This window comes from Roseimaritima sediminicola, assembly GCF_009618275.1.
In the GTDB taxonomy this organism is placed as follows: domain Bacteria; phylum Planctomycetota; class Planctomycetia; order Pirellulales; family Pirellulaceae; genus Roseimaritima; species Roseimaritima sediminicola.
In genome coordinates, this window is sequence record NZ_WIAD01000025.1 from 23,480 (window position 1) to 42,542 (window position 19,063).

Sequence of the window (19,063 nt, forward strand, 5' to 3'; positions counted from 1 at the left end):
TCACCGCCCAAGCCATTGCCTTTCGCGACGCACGCCCTCGGTTGACGTTGTGGGATGCGATCGCGACCGACTGCCGTCGCTCCGCGACTCCCGACGTATCTTGGGGCCTCCTACCTCGGATTGGCATCCGAGGCTATCAACTGCCATCGCTTCGCGATTCAGCGCAGCCGGCAGCGTTATTTGCGACCCGGGACAGTCTTCGCACGCGTTGCCTCGTCTCGGCTGGGACAGCCGAGCTACTTTGCTGCGGGCCGGGGACAGGCATCGCACAAGCTGGTTGCTAGCACGGCACGTCGAGGCCGGCTCTTCCCCCCCCCCAAGCCATTGGCTTTCGCGACGCACGTCCTCGGTTGACGTTGTGGGATGCGATCGAGACCGACTGCCGTCGCTCCGCGACTTCCGACGTCTCTTGGGAGCCTCCTACCTCGGATTGGCATCCGAGGCTATCAACTGCCATCGCTTCGCGATTCGGCGCGGCCGGCAGCGTTATTTGCGGCCGGGGACAGTCTTCGCACGCGTTGCTTCGTCTCGGCTGGGACAGCCGAGCTACTTTGCTGCGGGCCCGGGGGACTCAGAAGCCGAAGATGCTTTCGGCGGACCGCTTGCGACTCGAGCGGCATAGAAAAAGTGGGCGATACAGAATTCGAATCTGTGACCTCTGCGGTGTGAACACAGCGCTCTAACCAACTGAGCTAATCGCCCTCGGATGCGAGCCCCGCACGGGCGGCTCGGCATGAGTCAAAAGATACACGCCCGGCGGGCGGCGAGCAACGGCTGTTGCCCGCCGAGCGATGAAGATTTTCCGGCGTCCTAGCGGTAGTGCCGCCAGAGGCTGTCCACGACGACTTCGTCCTCGGCCGCCGCCTCGCTGGACTTGTCCCGAGCCAGCGTCTCGAACAGCTGGTCGTCGTCGCTGAGATCGGCCACTTCGACCACCGCGGCGTCGGTGCTGACCAGCTTTCCTAGCGGAGCCGGCGGCAGGGTGTGGGCCAGATCCAACGCCACCTGGGTTTCTTCCTCGCTGCGACGCTCGAGGCCCGCAACCGCTTCGCCCTGACCGCTGCCCTGGCCCTGGCGAGCTCGCCGGTTCAGTTCGTTGACCACGGTCAACACATCGAGCGGTTCGATGCGGCGGTTGCCGTCGACGTCGTAGAACGGTTTGCCGACCTCGCCCCAAACCGTCCCCGGACCGGGCTGCTGTCCAACGGTCGGCGTGCCTTCGGCCAGCCACGATTGGTCGCCGACCTGGACGATGTCGCCCAGAGCGTACGTCTCGTCGGGTTGCCACACGCCCGCGTTGTTGATGTTCACCGTCCCCAGTCGGTTCAGCAGGTTGACGGTCAACAGGGCATCGATCGGCGAGATTTCACCGTCGCCGCTGACGTCCATATTGTTCAGCGGGTTCTGAGCCCGGCTGGAGACCACCTGCACTCGTACCGTCGCCGGTTCGCTGGGCCGGCCCAGATTGTCGGAAACCGTGTAGGTGAAGGAGTCGTTGCCGTTGAATCCTTCGGCCGGCACGTACCGCACGAGACCGCCACCGAGGGCAAAGGCCGTTCCCGAAGTGGGTTGACGGACGATCACGATCGAATCCGGGTTCAGCGTATCGTCGCCGTCCGGGTCGGAATCATTGGCCAACACGTCGATGTCGACCGCTTCGTTCTGGAACGTTCCGCCGCGATCGTCCGCGGCCACCGGTGCCGCGTTGGCACGGATGCTGATCAGGGTCTCCGGCCCGGCCGCACCCAGGTTGTCCTTCACGGTGTAACGCAGCGTGTCGGTACCGCGGAATCCGGCATAGGGCGTGTAGATGATCGTCCCGTCGCCGGGCAAGGTCACCGACCCGAAGGCCGGATCGAGCGTGATTTCCAACGTCGATACGTCCAGGGTTCCGTCGATGTCCGAATCGTTGTCCAGCGGTCGCAGGATCGTCGAACCGGTGGGCTGGACGTCCGGATTATCGGGCAGCAACTGCGGGGCGTCGTTGACGCCCGAGACGATCATGCTGACCACCGCCGGTTGGCTGACCCGTCCGAACGAATCGATCAACACATAACTGAACGTATCGGTCGCGGTTTCGCCGGGCGCCAGCGACTGCAGCACCGAAGACTGCGTCGGGTCGTAGACCACGTTGTTGTCGCTGTCGAGCGTGACGCTGGCACCGCTGCGGGTAACGGTCGAAACCAGCGAGATCGTCAACACGTCGTCCGGCAGGTCGGGATCGATGTCGTTGTCCAACAACTCTTGTCGCAGCAACGTCCGCACCGTGTCTTCGTCGACCTCGAACACGTCGTCGACCGCGGTGGGCGTATCGACCACGGGGTTGATGATGATGTCGAACAAGACCGGATCGGAAATGCCGCCGGCGCTGTCGATCGCTCGCACGGTGACGGTGGCCGTACCGTTGGCGTCGGGAGCGGGAACAAACCGCAGGACGCCGGAGTCGTCGATGGTCGGCGGGGTCTGGAACAGAGCGGCATCGGCCGGATCGATACTGACGTCAAAGCGGACCGTCTGGACTCCGGTGTTCTCCTCGAAGGGACCGGCCGAGATGTCCGTCGCCCAGACGTCGCTGTAGGTTCCCGAGTCCTCGTCATGGGAAACCGTGGAGGCTCCCGGCGTGAAGGTCGGAGGATCGTTGACCGGCCGCACAGAAATCGTAAACGTCTTGACCGGACTGGTGCTGAGCGGCAGTCCGCTGTTGTCGTCGGCCACGATCGTGAACGTCACATCGCCATTGGCGTCGGGCAGGGTCTGGAATCGCAGGGTGCCCTGCGAATCGACCGTAACATCGGGCTCGCCGTTGTTGTCGGCCACGAAGATCTGCGCCGCCAGGGCCGCATCGGCTGCGGTGGCCGGTGTGACGGTAAAGGTCACCGTCTGGGACTGAGCTTCGTCCACAGCACCCGGAGGCCCGGGCTGGATGTTGGTGGCCCAATCGGGGATGACCGTCAGCCCCACATCGGCCGGCGGCACCTGCGGATCGTTCTCGCCGGCGTCTTCGTCCACGCTGACGTTGCCGGCCCCGCCGAACTGAGGCGGGTCGTTCACCGGACGCACGTTCAATTCCACGCTGAAAAAGGCCCGCTTGGGATCGACCGTCACGTTGCCATCGGCATCGACCGAAACGCCGTCGTCGATGACGCTGTAGGCGAACGTATCGAGTCCATTGAAGTCGGCCTTGGGCGTGTAGCGCAGGAACTGCCGGCCGTTTTCGGTCACCGGCGTCAACGTCCCGCCGGCGACGGTCGAAGCCAGGATCGGCGTACCGAGGCTGAGCGTCTGATTGCCACCGACGGCCGTACCGCCTATTTCGTTGGCCGGACCGGGCAGGAACTTGTCCAGCATGCCCTGCGGCTCACCCGGCAGCGCCCGGTAAGGAATCAGGATCGACGTGTCTTCATCCAGATCAAACGCCACGGGCAGGTCGTTGGCAAACCGCGGGGCATCGTTCTGCGGCTGGACCGTGATCGTCAGCGATACGGTCTGGCTGCGGTTGATGTCACCGCGGGCCGGATTCTCCGCCCCATCGTCCAGCAGCGTCACATTGAACGTGACCGAACCGAACTGGTCGGGCGCGGCGGTATAGCTGAGCGTGCCGTCGCGGTTGATCTCGGGCTGGTTGGCGCCGAACAGCGTCGCGGCGATCGCGGCATTGGCGGCATCGACCGGTTCGACCAGGAACGACACATTCTGGCCGGTCACGAAATCGGTCTCATCGGTGGCCGTCAGCGGCGGACCGGCGGTCACGCTGTCGGCGAACTGGACCCGCACCACGGGTTGGTCTTCCAGCGACGTGACGTCGGACATCAGTTGGTTGAACTGCGGCGCGTCGTTCACAGGATTCAGCTGCAGGAACACACGGTTTTCCGCGGTCAGGAAGTCGTCGATCAACATCCCGGCGTTGGTGTCCCAGCTTTGTCCATCGTCGATCACCGAGTAGATGAAGGAGTCCGAGCCGCGCATGTTGCTGTTCAAATCCGTCGGCGGCACGTACAGCAACCGCACCAGGTTGCCGCTCGTGTCTCGCTGGGCCGTGACCGTTCCGCCCAAGTCGGTTGTGATCGTGTCGGTGTTGTCGAAGGTGTTGACGCGGACGTCCTGGTTCGCCTCATTGGCCGGTCCCGGCAAGAACACGTCTTCCAGACCGATGCGACCGTACGTCCCACCGCCGGTGCTTCGCAGATCGATCACAAACGGCGAGGTTCCGCCACCGGGCTGGGTGTTGTCTTCTCGCAGCACGTAGGTGATCTGTCCATTGCCGTCGACACGGTAGGCGTCGTCGGCGTCGGCCGGGTTGACCGTCAGCGGCGTATCCAGCACCGCCGGGTCGATCACCGGCGAATCGTTCTGCGGCTGGACATGAATCGTCAACGGCACGGTGGAGCTGCGGCGGATGTCGCCGCGGCCCAGGTCTTCCACGCCATCGTCGAACAACGTCACATTGAACGTCACCGAACCGAATTGATCGGCGACGGCCGTGTAGCGGAGCGTTCCGTCGGGGCTGATCTCGGGTTGGTTGGTGCCGAACAGCGTGGCGGCGACGGCCGCATTGGCCGCGTCGACTGGTTCGACCAGGAACGACACGCTCTGTCCGGTCACCGCATCGGTCTCGTCGATGGCGGTCGCCGACGGACCAGCCGAGACGTTGTTGGCGAACTGGAACTGCACCTCGGGCAGGTCTTCCAGCGACGTCACCTCGGTCAGCAGCTGGTTGAACTCGGGAGCATCGTTGACGGGCTGCAACTGCAGGAACACGCGGTTCTCGGCGGTCAAGAAATCATCGACCAGCATTCCCGAAGCGGTGTCCCAGGACTGGCCATCGTCGATCACCGAGTAGGTGAACGAGTCGAGGCCTTGCGTGGGGTTATTGGCGTCCGTAGGCGGCACGTACAGCAGTCGCACCAGGTTGCCGCCCAGATCTCGCTCGGCCGTCACGGTCCCGCCCAGATCGGTCGTGATCGTTTCGACCGAATCAAACGTATTGACGCGAATGGTCTGCGTGGCCACTTCCTCGGCCGGACCGGGCAGGAAGACATCCTCCAGACCGATCGGGCCGTACGCCGCACCGCTGGTGTCGCGCAGGTCGATCACATACGGCGAAGTAACGCCGCCGGACTGCGTATTGTCTTCTCGCAGTACGTAGGTGATCTGGCCGCTGCCGTCGACACTGTAGGCGTCGTCGGGATCTGCAGGATTGACCGTCAGGGGAGTGTCCAGCACGGCCGGATCGATCACCGGTGGATCGTTCTGGGGCTGGACATGAATCGTCAACGGCACGGTTGGGCTTTGGTTGAGATCGCCGCGGGCAGGATCCTCCACACCATCGTCCAGCAACCTCACATTGAACATCACCGAGCCGACCTGATCGGGCACCGCGGTGTAGGTGAGTGTTCCGTCGGCTGCGATCTGCGGCTGATTGGCGCCAAACAACCTGGCCGCGGTCGCTGCATTGGCCGCGTCGACCGGTTCGATCACGAAGGACACGTTCTGACCGCTGGCCGCATCGTTCTCGTCGATGGCGGTCAGGGGACCCGCGGTGACATTGTCGGCGAACTGGACCTGCACCTCCGGATCGTCTTCCCCGGACATCCATTCGGTGAACAGTTGATTGAACAGCGGGGCGTCGTTGACCGGCTGCAACTGCAGGAACACCCGATTGGTCGTGCTCTGGAAGTCATCGACCAACGCCGCTGCACCCAAGTCCCAGGACTGGCCATCGTCGATCACCGAGTAGGTGAACGAGTCGAGGCCTTGCGTGGGGTTGTTGGCGTCCGCCGGCGGCATGTACAGCAGTCGCACCAGGTTGCCGCCCAGATCTCGCTCGGCCGTCACCGTCCCGCCCAGATCGGTCGTGATCGTGCTGACCGTATCGAAGGAATCGACACGGATGCTCTGACCGGCTTCGTTGGCCGGACCGGGCAGGAAGACATCCTCCAGACCGATGCGGCCGTAGGCGGCACCGCTGGTGTCTCGCAGATCGATCACGTACGGCGCCGCGGCTCCGCCGGCCTGCGTGTTGTCTTCTCGCAGCACGTAGGTGATCTGGCCGTTGGCGTCGACGCTGTAGGCATCGTCGGCGTCCGCGGGATTCACCGTCAGCGGCGTATCGGCGACGGCGGGATCGATACGCGGTGCATCGTTTACCGGGCGGACGTTGACGGTCATCGTGGAGACCGGCGTGGTGGTCTCGCCATCGGTGGCCGTGAAGGACACGTCGAAGGTTCCCACCGCGTCGGCGCTCGTCGTGTAGTGGAGCACACCGCTGCTGTCGATCGTCACATTGCCGATCAACAGATCCGCCGGATTGGCGGCGACCGAGGTAACGTTGAACGCGACCGATTGTCCGGCTTCGTCCGTGGCGGTCACAGGACCGGGACGGATGTCCGACAACACCTGCACACCGCGTTCGGCCTGGTCGTCCTGCTCCAGCACATCGACCGGCGAAGTGAGCGTGAACTCGGGCAGGTCATTCACCGGATTGATGGTGATCGTCACGGTGGCCACGGTGGCCGAAGTCGCCTCGAACGAGGGCGGAGGCGTCGCACCGGTATTGACCACCCGATCGCCCTTCACGCGATAGGTGAAGGTGTCGGTCCCGTTAAAGTCAGCGTTGGGGGTGTAGGTAAAGGTGCCGTCGGCATTGAACACCAGGCTGCCGTTTTCCACATCATCGACCAGTTCCGCACGCTCGTTGATCAGGTTGGGCGAGAGGATGTCGTTGTCCAGGACCGATCCGCTGCTGACCAGCGTGGTATCTTCGTCGGTCTCATAGCCCGCGCCACCGTCGTCGATCGGTTCGGGCAATTGGAACGGCGTCACCCGCACCTGGTAGTCCTCGACTTCGCCACCGATCCCGACGCCATCAGGCCGCAGGTTACCGGTGGTGGACAAGCGGAAGCGTGCCCAGGTGAGTCCTTCCAAGGCCGCGGCCGGCGAATCGATCAGGAAGCGGTTGTCGCCGTCGAGTACGGCGGCGTTGCGGAGGATTTGTTCGCCGGCGTCGTTCCAGTCGCCATCCTGGTTGAAGTCGATCCAGGCATCCAGCAAGCCTGATCCGGCAACCGTTACGGAGATTTCCGAGCCGCGATCGTCCAGCGGATTGAGCAGTCCCAGCACGTTGCCGTCTGGATCGAGGAACAAACCATCGACCCCATCGGCCAAGGTGCTGATGTTCACACCGTCTTCGTCGTCGACGCTGCGGATCACCACGGCATCGCCCACTCGATCGATCGAGGTCCGCAGCGACAAGCTGGCTGCGACGGCCCGCGAGCGGTATTCGCTTTCCAGCGTCGCGTCCAACCGATCCAGCAGCGCTGTGGCCGGTTCGTCGGGACTGAACAACACGGGCACGTTCGTGCCGCTGGCCGTCTGGCCGGCAAACACCAATTCCAAGGTGAACGCCGGAACGCTGCCGATCGAAACGGTCAACGTATCACCGACAACCGGGGCGGCTGCCAGCTCGACCCGCAATTCATTCGCGCTCTGGGCGGCGAGCACAAAGGACGCGTCGGCGGTGCCGCCGATTGCATCGACCGCGTCGTCATCGCCGATGGGCTGTCCATCCAGTTCGGTATCGATCTCCGCACCCAGCCGCAGCGTGTCGCCGCCACCCAAGGTGTGCCGAGCACCGTTGTTGCCGGTCAGGGTCGGATAGATCGGCGGCAAGGCCGGATTCCCGGCCGGACGATCCGGAGCATCGCCGAAGTCCAGCTGGACGCCGGGCATCAGGATCGTGAACTGGGTTTCGCGGTTGCGACGATTCGCCTGCAAAGGATTGCCCGAGAGGTCGCGGATCGCGCCCACCGGTTCGTTCGTCAAACCGTTGGCCGATGCCGTCGCGTCCAGATAAACCGTACCGCCGCCGGCGGCGAACGCGCTGGACCGCAGCCCGCTGCGCGTGATTGCGGCGATGACCTGCCCGGCCACGGCGTCGGCCGAGTAGTCCAAAGCGGGGACGTAGGAGATCGGAACGGCCCCGCCATCGACACCGGCGACGGTCAAGAGACTGGCCAGCGGATCCAGTGAAACGTTGATCAGCGGCGCAGTCAGAGCGCTCGGTTCGTTCAGGGTAATCACCGTGCCACTGGCCGCAGGATTCAGCTGGCCAAACTGGGAACCGATCACGCCGGCGGCCAGCGTTGCGACGGCGGCTGCGTCCACACCGGCCGGCAGCACGACCATCCGGTTGGGGGTGACGCGCCCCGGATCGGTCGAAAACTCGAAGGTCGTCGTCGTGCCCGCCACGGTCACGGCAAACGTTTGCCCATCCAGCGAATCGGAGGTCGCCGTATCGGGAACGCTGAGCGTCAGGCCCCCGGTCACGCCGGGCGTCCCCAGGATGCCGAAGTCGTCACCCTCGAGGACTTGGAATACGTCGCCGGCTCGGCCGCCAACATAAATTCGTCCATCGCTGAGCACGCGGGCCGTGGTCAGTCCCAGACCGGCGTCCTTTAGCGCGGCGACGATGCGGGCGTTCTGTTGGTCGGTCGAATCACGCCGATCCAGTTCGATTACCACATCGCCGGCCGGCGTCACCGTTGCCGGGTCGTAGCCGACATCGCGGAACTGGAAGAAGGTCGTCTCGCCGGCGGCCGTCGTATAGGCAATGCGATCGCCGTCGACGATGCCATCGGCCGAACCGCTGACTTCCAGACCACCCAGCGTCTCGGTCACCGCGTGACCGCTGATCGCGCCCAGATGGATCTGAGTACTGCCCAAGGCGACCGGCTGGAGGTTCAGCGGTCCTTTGACGGCCGGATCGTCCAGCACCGCCAGGATCGCATCGCGAATGTCCGTCGCCGTGACGGCGGTCGTCAGATCGATCGCGACGTTGCTGCCGTTGGCCAACCCACCGAACTTCTCGAACTCGAAGGTCACTTCGGCCGATCCACCGGGAGCGGTGATCGTGAACGTGCTGGCGTCGTTGAACTGGGTCACGTCGCCGGTAACACCCAGCGAGAGTTTTTCGGGCAACTGCAGGACGTACCCGCTGTCGAATTCGAACGTCACCTCGGCGCCGTCGCTGTCGACCAGCGAGAACTGGTCCGTATCGGTGATCACTGCTCCGGCGGGTGCCTCCAGCGCGATGCGATCGCGGTTATTCAGCGTGATCTCGTAAACCGAATCCTGCCGCCAGACGCCAGCCAGGGGCGTGATCCGCAGCAGTTGACTGGTCGAGTTGTAGGCGAACGTGTAGTCGGTGCCGACCTGCAGCAACCGGCCGTTCTCGGTCACCCGGAACTGCTCGGACGTCACGGTCGCGGCGTTGGGACCGGTACCGCGCTCGTCGGTCAACAGGATATCAAACGAGCCGAGTTCACCGGCGGTCAACTGGACGACCGTAGCGGTCGGATCCGAATCGACTTCGGCGGCGTCGTTATCCAGCGGACGGATCAACTGGGCGGACGGACCTTGTTGGTCCAGCCGATCAACGGCACCGCGGTCGGCGAAATCCAACTGGCCACGCGGCTGGCCGTACAGATCGCGCTCGGACACCAGGATCGGGCTTTCCGGAATCCCGACGACCTGTTTGACCGACGCCAACAGCGGTCGATCGTCCTGCCGCGGAATGCTGTTGTTGATCACCGGGCTGCCGGCGACCGGATAGAAGTTGGGTTGGCCGGCGGTCGGATCGAAGGTGGCCGTCACCGGATTGACAAACAGCGGCACGCCGGCATCGATGATCGCTTCGGTTCCCACGCCGATGTTCTGCGTATCTGAACCGTTGCGCTCGTACAGATTCCCCCGCACCAACGTCTCGCCCTGACCGGCCGCAGCGATGCCGACGCTGTTCTCCATCAGCACGTTGTTCAGCAGCGCCGGAGAGGCACCATCTTCGACACGGATGCCCGTCCCCGAGCCATAGATCGTGTTGTTCAGCACCCGCGAGAATGCCGAGGGCGCGCCCGTGGACGTGTCGCCGCTGAGCAGGATCCCGTCGCGGTTGTTGTACAACAGGTTGCTGCGAACCACGGCACCGGGAATCTGTTCGGTGGTGTTCAGCGTCGGCAGTCGCAGGACCGCCCCCGGTTTGGGCCGGTTGCCTTCCTGATTACCGGCATTGAACGGACCGACCGGAGCAACCGGTCCCGCATCGACCACAATTCCATAGCCCGCGGAATTGCTGACCAGGTTCGATTCGATCAGCAATTGGCCCTGATCGCGATGCAGATTCAGGTCGCCATTGTCTTCGCCGAACACGATATCCTGTCCGGTCAGCTGGGCGTCGATGTGCGGCCCGAAGTTCAGCCCACCCAGGTTGTTTGCCGCGGCAAAACCATGGATCACGACCACCGGGTCGGTCGGTAACCGGAAGGAGTTCGAGCCCAGCGAGCCGGTGGTAAACAGTTGCCCGCCGCGGTTGGTCGCCAGGATGCCCAGGGCCCCGTTGACGGCCACCGTATTGATGGCGTTACGGATCGAGCTGGCGACTTCTGAAGGAATGTCGGCGGCGGTAAAGGGCACCGCCACGTTGCCTTGGGCGACCGTGCCGACGGAATTGAATTCGAAGGTCAGCGTATCGGCACCGTTGGACAGCGTGAACAGGTCGCCATCGTTGATGTCGCGTCCAGCGCTAACGACTTCCAGATTCAACCCCTCGGCCAGCCGCTCGTTGAGTTCGACGCGAGCAAAGCCCAATTTGCCCAGCTCTTCCGTGTCCTGAATATTCGGATTGCCATATTCCCGGGCCAGTCGTACTTCGGCCTGGTAGGCCCCGGCGACGATCTCCGGCCGGATCAATTCGTTGAATTCAGGCTGGAAGAAGGGGTTGGACGTCAGCGAGGTCCGCGGGCTGCCCTGCGTGCCGGCACCGCCGACGCTTTCGCCACGCTCGGCCAAGCCGATCACGATGTCGTCGATGTAGACGCCGTGGTCGCCGCCAAGGCCCATGGTTCGCTGGCCGGCCCGCTCGAGTTCCTCCAGCGTATCCACGCCGCCTTGATAGAGGCCAAACTGGTTGGCCGGCAGGTTGCTGCTGCCGTGACTGAATTCGCCCTGGACGAGTTTCAACGAACGACCGGACGTGTCTTGGCTGATCTCCAGGTCGTACATCCGCACCGCATCGCCGACGACCGGGAAGGAGTTGGTGCTGTAATTTCCAACCCAATTGGCCACCGCGTCGGCAAAGCGAATTTCATTGGCCAGCGCCTGCTGGATCGCATCGCGGACCTCCGCGACGGTCATGTTCTCGTCGATAGTGATCGCCGCATCGCTGGTGGCGCTGATGCCATCACCGGCGACGTCGAATTCGAAGACCTTGGTCAGCGTCGGCAGGGCATCACCACGGTTGGTCGTGTCCTTATCCGGCATGTCACCGCGGATCGTGATGGTGTGTCCATCGTCGATCATATTGCCGGCCAGGGCCACGATCTCGCTTTGGTCCGGACGCGATTCTCCGGCCGTGGAGAACTCGTATCGAATCGTGACGTTCTGCTGTCCGGCCCAGGGACCGAGGTCGATGCGAGCTTGGCGGAATTCGTCGCCGTCGAACAGCTGCTGGACATAGCGGCGATTGGAGCCTTTGTTGCCATAGCCGCTGACCGCCGAATCGTACTCGCGGGGGTGCTCGGGACTGTAGTCGATGTTTCCGGCATCGGCATCGAAGTTGTTGGTGGCAACCAGTTGCCAGTCGCCGTCGTCGCCGGCAACGAAGACCCGCAGGGAGTCGCGCATCGGTTGCTGGTCCAGGCGATTGCCACTGTTACGACCTTCGCTGTCCAGCAGGTAGGTGAAGTACAACGTGGGCAGGTCTTCGGCAACGATTCCGGTCAGGTCCAGCGTATTGCTCTGCACCGTGCCGTGGGCACCGCCCAGGAAGTTGTACCCTTGGAAGTCCTGCAGATCGGACGCGTCCAGATCGTTATCGACGACACCGCTGCTGAGGTGGTTGTAGTCATCGTTGAGGGCATCAAAGCCAAACCGCAGCGAAGCCCCGCCGCCGATTCGCGGGCGTGCCTGGTTGTCCAGTTCCGGCATCCCGTGTCCGGGGGCGTTCTCCAGAGTATCGGACACGTGCCACAGCGATTGGTCCAGCGAGCTGAAGAACAACGCATTGAAATCGCCCGTCGCATGCGTGGTGTCCACGGGCATGCTGGTCGCTCCGTCGCGGAACACGCCCAGGGCCTCGCCGCCGGCGATATCGAACGCATACAAGCTCTTCACGCCGGCAGCGGTCTGACCGACGCCGAAGATCAAGTTGCGTACGTCATAGTCGCTGTCGGGGTGCTGGTAATTGGCAGGACCACGCGTGACGTTTTCGAAGACGATCGGAGTACCCGTGGCATCGGACGGATCGACGATGAAGTCCGTGCCGGCCACGGCACCGACCGTGGTCGGATCGTAGATCAGGGTCGCTTCACCGCGGATGTCCCCCGCGGCATAGGTATTGCCAGTGGCGGTGTCGCTGAAGGTCGCCTCCCAAACCGCACCGGTCTCGGTGAAGGCATACAGGGAGGTCCCGCCGGCGGGATCGGCGATGATGTCCACCACGTCGCCGGTATTGCCACCGGTCGTCGGTGACGTGGTGGGAATCTGGATCTGCGCCACCACGTTGGTGCCGGCCCAAGGCGTTTCCGCGGGATAGTCGATTCCGTTGTTGTCCAGAATCCGCGAATCGCGCGGATTGGCGGACTCAAAACCGCCCGGCATATTGTCGCCGTTGCGGCTGATCGCCGTCCCGCTATCGGGGTCGAGGCGATAGATCAGATTGTTGGCGTCTACGCTGCCGGCGGAACCAGCGATAATATCGGCCCCACTGGCGTTGGAACCCACGTTGCTGCCTTCAAACGTGCCGCGATTGGCCAACCCGTAAAGGAACCGGGTCTGCGAATCGTTGTCGTTATAAAACGCCAACGCGCTGAACTCCATACCTTCGTTGTCGACGCGGTTGGTATGGTTGGCGCCACTGAGGAAATACTCGTAGGTCACGATCCCCGTGGCCCCCAGAGCGGTCATCGTGCCGTCCGGATTGACGCGGTAGGTGGTCGAGGTATTGGCGTCGTTGCGGCTTGCACTGCCGCTGTCGCGGATCGCGATGATGTCGCCGCGCAAGGACGCCGCGATCGCGCCGATCGGGGCGTCGGTGACGCGATCGATCACCGCATCATGCCGCCCGGTGAACGGATTGAAGATCGACAAACGGCGATCCGATGCACTGGTTTCCGTCAAGCCGATCAACGGGATATCGCCCAAGTGCCAGGGCAGGACGTTGCTGCCATTGTCTTCGAAGGCCACCTGCACCGCACGGGGTCCCTGATAGGATTCCGGCAGGGGTTTGTTCCCCACGTCAAAGCGGTCGTCGGCGATCCGGATGGTCGAATCCAGCGGTTCCAGTCGCACCAACGAGTTGGGCGGATTCGAATCGGTGAACTGACGCAGCTCGGGCGGAATCTGCGAATTGTTCGCGATCACCACCTCGTAGGTTCCAAACGTGCTCAGTTCCAGCGGCCCGATGAACGGATCCTTGACCCCGAAGCTGCCGCTGCTGAGCTCGTTCGGGTCGCTGACCTGATTGAAGATCTCGGGACTGTTGCGATCATCCAACACGTTCGAATCGGTACCGATCGCCACCAGTTGGCCATCGTGGTACAGAAACGCGCCGGTATTAGGCCGTGACAGACCGTCGGCGTAATCGACGTCGATCACCGTCGAGACCTTGTGATCATCGGCCGCAGCGTTGGCGCCACCGGGGACACCCTGAATGCCATCGCGTCCCACGGTGAAGGTGTACGAATCGGCGGAGTTGTCGATCTGGCCGCCCACGCTGATGGCGCCGCGATCGGTGTTGGCCAAACTGCCCAGATTCACGTTGCCGCCGGGGTTGTACAGTTCGCCGGCCAGCGGAGAGTGAGCCGGCAGGCCGATCGCTTCGATCCCGATCGTGGCGTAACGGATGTCGGCATAGCGGATCACCGAACCGCCGATCTCGTCGGTTTCCCGCAGCCGAATCTGCAGTTGGTACGCACCGCTGGTCTGGCCATCGGCCACGCTGGCCTGGATCTGTGCCGGGTCGCTCAGGTTGGCCGGGTTGCTGCTGCGGACGCGAACGTAGTAGGTGCCCTTGGATCCGGTCACCCCGGGCAGAACGACGCGCATCCCCGCATCGCCGTTGTTCAAGCTGTACAGATCGCGGTTGCCGCCACCGGCGGCGTTGAAGGTCATGTCCGGATTCAGGGGCATCGGCAGGGCATGGCCGGGCGCGAATCCGATGAAGTCGCCGTTGTTGGGGTCCAGCGGATTGACGTACGTCAGCCCACCCATTTCGTTGCGGGAATCGTCGCTGAGCGCCAGCACGTTGCCGTCGCCATCGAGGAACTCCAGCACCGTATCGAGGGCTTCGTCCGTGCGGTCGATGTCCAGCCAGACCATCGTGCCGGCGGTACCTTCAAAGCTGTAGATGTCCTGATCGCTGTCCGAACCGATCTTGCCCAGAATGGTAAAGCCCAGGCGGCGGGTTTCGTCGCCGGAGAACTCATCGGGTGCCAATTCGCCCAGTCGCTGGTGGTTACCGATGATCGAATTGGTGTCCGCGTCCTTCTCGTACTCCTTGACCGTGTCCAGGTTGCGGTCATGGCTGGACGGATCCAATCGAATTCCCTGCCAATCGCCGGGCGCGGCTTGGTTCTGACTGCCAGCCCAAGTATTCACCTGGAACTGCCCGTCGGGGGTGAATCCGGCGCCCGCGGTCGTGTCGTTCAGAGACGTCAAAACGACCGGATGGCCGGGCGTTCCCAGGACCTGAATGCGACCGCCGATTCGGTCCGTGATGTCCAGCGTCGCACCGGTCGCCAGCAGTTGGGCGTCGTTATCCAGTTTGACGACCAACGATTCGTCGCTGCTGCTCTCCAGCCGCAGTCCGCCGTAGGTATGGAAGTTGGTCGTGACGATATCGCCGCGCACCACATGCACGATATCGGTATCGTCCCAGACCGATTCGGTGAACAGTGTCCCGCCCCGGACTTGCAAACCGTTGATGTCGTTGTCGTCCAGCCGATTACCGCGGAAGATCGGTCCGGCGTTGCCCACGGGCACGTCGTACAGATCGATTGCGCCGGTTTGCCGTCCGCCATCGTCACGGAGGAACGAGTTCAGCGAGTTGACATCGATGTTGATCGCCGCGCCACGGTTGTGCACGAAAGTGCTGTCGACGATCGTGGGCTGTGCACCGGCCACGTGGATCGTGGCAAAGCTGTTGGACAATCGACCTTCGCGGACGCCCGGGGACTGTCCGCCACTGCCGCCGGCGTTGTACTCAAAGCGGCTGTTGGCAACGCGTGCTTCGGCCTGATGGATCTCCAGGACGTTAAAGCCCGCGGTCGATCCGCCCACACCGGTCACGCCGCCACCGTAGGCCAGGACCGCGTGATCCAAACTGACGCGGCTGGTGCGGTTCGCATAGATCCCCGCCCAGTCGGCCGCCGCGGCCGCGACACTGGCGTTGTTGGTATCGAACGTCCCGCCGGCGCCGTAGCGGTCGTCGTTGAGACTGGTGAAGATCACTTCGTTTCCGGCGTGCCCTTCGGCGACCAATGTCGTACCGAAACCGAGCTCGATTCGCGACTCGTCCAACTTGATGATCATGCCCGGATCCACGATCAAACCGGCGTCGGGACGGCTGCGAACCTTAACGCTGACCGTGGTATCGATCGTCGGAGCCGTCGCCGCGGGCAAGGCGGCCCGGTCCAGATGCGTGGTCTGACTGCCGTCCAGTTCGGCGATCAACCGGTAGGTTCCGCCGTTGTCGCTGCGATACAGCCGGCGACCCACGAAATCGCCGGTCGCTGCGGTGATCCCGGTCAACTGCACCGCCCGACCAACACCGCTGACCGTGACGACCTGCGGCAGCGAGGTCACCGATTCATTCCCGAAGGCGTCGACAAAGGTGTAGGCATAGCGGTAGGTGCCGCCGGTCATCGCCCCACCGCCCACATCGGTCAGCCCCAAAATCTGGCTGGGTCGCACCTGTTCCACCATCGGGCCACCGGGCTGGCCCTGGAGCAATAGATTTTCGACCAGCACGTGCGGGATGTCGGTGTCGTCAAAGCGAGCGGAAACCTGCAGGGTTTCCAAGCGATTTCCCGGCAGCGTATCGATGCGTACAAACAAGCCGTTGGTGCGGTTCTCCAGCAACGTGTTGCCGTAGATGTCCGGACCGACGCGATCGTAGTCGGGTACAAAGCCGACGCCGCCCAGGACGTTCCGCTGGAAACGTTCGGCGGTGAACGCCGAGACCTCGAACGTGTCCGGGTCGGCCGAGACCGCCGCATTATCGCTGTGGGTGATCGTGTTGTAGGACACCTCGGCGCGTGCCTGGGACAGATAAATCGGATCGATCACCCGATTGACCGTGCTGACCTGACCGCCGCCGAATTCAAAGCTGGCATGGTTGATGTAGTTCTGGAAAATCCCCCGCCGCTCGGCGCCAGAGCGTCCCTGCGCGCGATCGACATCGTTGCGAATCTCGATTCCTCCCCAGTCGCCGGCCGCGGGCGTCGTGTTGACCGGATTGACGTTGGTCCCCTTGGTCGGATCGTTGTAACTGGTGAAGTACACCGGCAGATCGGGTGTGCCCAAGACCTGAATCGAACTGCCGCTGCGATCGAACGAAGCCACATCGCTGCCGACACTGATCCGCGCATCGAGCGATTTGATGATCACCCCGGCATCGATCATCAGCGTCGTGTTGGCGGGCACGATTAAATTGCGTCCGTCGTCCAGCGTGCCGGTGACGCTGGAGAAGCCCAGCTCGTAGGCTTCGTTGTCTTCCAGAGTGGTCACGTCATTGTCGAGGCCATCGTTGGCCAGGACGCGTACCACGGCATTGGCTTTGGTCGCCGCCACGGCCAGTGCGTCGTCGATGTTGTCGAAGGGCCGTGCCAGCGTCCCATCGCCACCGGCGTCGGTGACGTTGTCGGGTTTGCGGACATACAGCGTATCCTCCGGACGAGCCGCTTCGAACCAGAAACTGTAGTTGCCGCCGGGCGTGCCGTCGCGGTCACCGTCAAAGATCGTGCCGGCCGCATCGGTCAGCGCATCGCCTCGGCCGCGTGGTTGGAATTCGACGCGGAGATCGTATTGCCCCTCGCTGACGCCGCCCTCGGATGTCTGACCGGACTCGATTTCCGACAGCGGATTGCCTTCGGCCGCCACGCCGACGAAATAGGTGCCGGGTTCGACCTCGATTTCCAACATCGAATCGGTGCCGAAGTAATCGTCGTTGGCCGCGACCAGGTCGAAGCGGCCCTGGGCATTCTGACGGAACAGCGTCAACCGCGTGTCCAGCAAACTGGCATTGGCCAACCGCTCGGCCACGGTCTGGGCCGACAACGTGCCGACTTCGGTGATATCGATCCGATACAGGTCGACATCCAAGGCTTCTTTCTGATGCAGGAACTCGCCGTGCACCAAGTCGTGGGGGCTGGGGAAGACATCCCCGCCGCCACCGCCGCCCTGGACCGCGCCGGGCAGGTCGTAGGAGTGCCCCATGCCGATGGCGTGACCGATCTCGTGCAGGGCGACATTGAAGAAGCCGCCGCCGAAGCGGTTCGCAGCGCTGGTCGTGAAATCGGCAAAGTCCATGATCACGCCGCCCGGGCCGCCCAAGCCCGCCACGCCGCCCGGACCGCTGACCCGTGACGAATCCGCCACAAACAGGTCGCCGACGATCAGCTGCAATCCCGAACTCTCGGTCTCGTAGAAATCGATCCCGAACTGTTCCCCGTACAGTTCCAGCACCTCTTTGAAACGCTGCTCCTGGGCCTCGTTCATCTGGTTGTAAACCGGATCCCCGTTGGCATCGAGACCGTAGGATTGGTTGCGGAGGAAGGTGTAGGGGATCTGCGTGATTTGGTTGTCCGAATCGCCACCGCCGATGTGTTGTTCGACTTCGATCTCGCGGTGACCGATTTCATCGAGCGCGCCCGGGTTGTCGGCCAACGGCTGCAGGCCGTTGTTACTGATCTGTTGGTTCACCAACACCGACCAACTGCCGGCTGTGGCCAACAGGTTGGCCGAGGGAGTCAAATCGGAGGCCGTCGCCGCGGTGATCCCGGGCTCGAAAAACGGGCTGAACGGCACGACGGTGCGAGTTTCAAAGCGAGCATCGTCACCGATCCGCAGGCGGAACGACGTGCTGTCGGTACCGGGCACCAGATTCTCCAGACTGTCGGAGAACTGCAGGGTGACCTTCTTGGCCGCCGGATCCAGCAGGACATTGTCCGGCAGAAACGCCATATCGTCCTGGGTGGTCACCGTGTTTTGCGTATCGACCAGTTGATAGAATGCCGGCGTGGCCACGTTCGATCCGGTGCGGAACAGGTCCGCGTCGTCGAAGTACACGTCGATCTCACGATCCCGGCGGACCAGGGTTCCGTCGACCGCGTCGATGGGCTGGGGCACCACGGCGGTGACTTTGGCCCCCAGTTCCAGATCGAAATCGATGGTCTGCAGCGGTTGGCCGTCGATCGTCCGGAACGCCGTGCCATCGGAACTCCGCAAGGCCGACAAGCCTCGACTCGCGTCGTCGATCCCCGAGATGCGGATCCGGTAGCGGTCATCCGGAAGCGACTGGGCAAACCGCATCACCACGATGCGGTCGGAATCCTCGGCCAGGGCCAGGTATCCCGGTACGACGACCTGTTCATTCCCGTCGTCGAAGCTGTCGTCGCCACCGGCGCGGAGCAATTGGATCCCATCGAGGGTCGACGGATCCAGTTGGGCTTGCCCATCGAAGCGGAACGTCAACTGTTTGGGTGCTGTCGTCAAGCGGTTCAGATCGACTTCGCTGAGCAGCCCTTCGGCATCGGGGCTCACGCCCACCAACCGCGGTCCGCTCAAGGCCGCCGCCGCGCCGGCGACGAAGGATCCGTGCAGGGCCAGCGGACCGGCCGAGCCGTTGCCATCGAAGCCGCCCAGCCCCGCCGCCAACAGCTCGCGTTTCTCGAGTGTCTCGTGCTGCAGCCGCCGAGATGCATCGTGAAGAGGACGTCGCCGAAGCTTGCGTCGTTTTGCCATGAGTAACTCGAAAAGCGATGGGAGTCGAACAGGGTGGGAATAAAATTAC

Annotated in this window: 1 protein-coding gene and 1 tRNA gene; both read right to left on the reverse strand. The window is 63.4% G+C overall.

Annotated elements, in window-relative coordinates; genetic code table 11:
* Positions 1-628: 628 nt before the first annotated feature.
* Positions 629-702: transfer RNA gene (locus GE027_RS13190), tRNA-Val, on the reverse strand.
* 108 nt (positions 703-810) lie between these two features.
* Positions 811-19,014 (reverse strand): tandem-95 repeat protein, encoded by an 18,204-nt coding sequence (locus tag GE027_RS13195; RefSeq protein ID WP_153557671.1) that lies wholly within the window; start codon positions 19,012-19,014, stop codon positions 811-813.
* Between the last annotated feature and the right edge of the window lie 49 nt (positions 19,015-19,063).

What these genes read in the sequence shown, in the direction of transcription:
- GE027_RS13195 (WP_153557671.1), bottom strand. Translation starts at nt 19,014, where the DNA reads ATGGCAAAACGACGCAAGCTTCGGCGACGTCCTCTTCACGATGCATCT.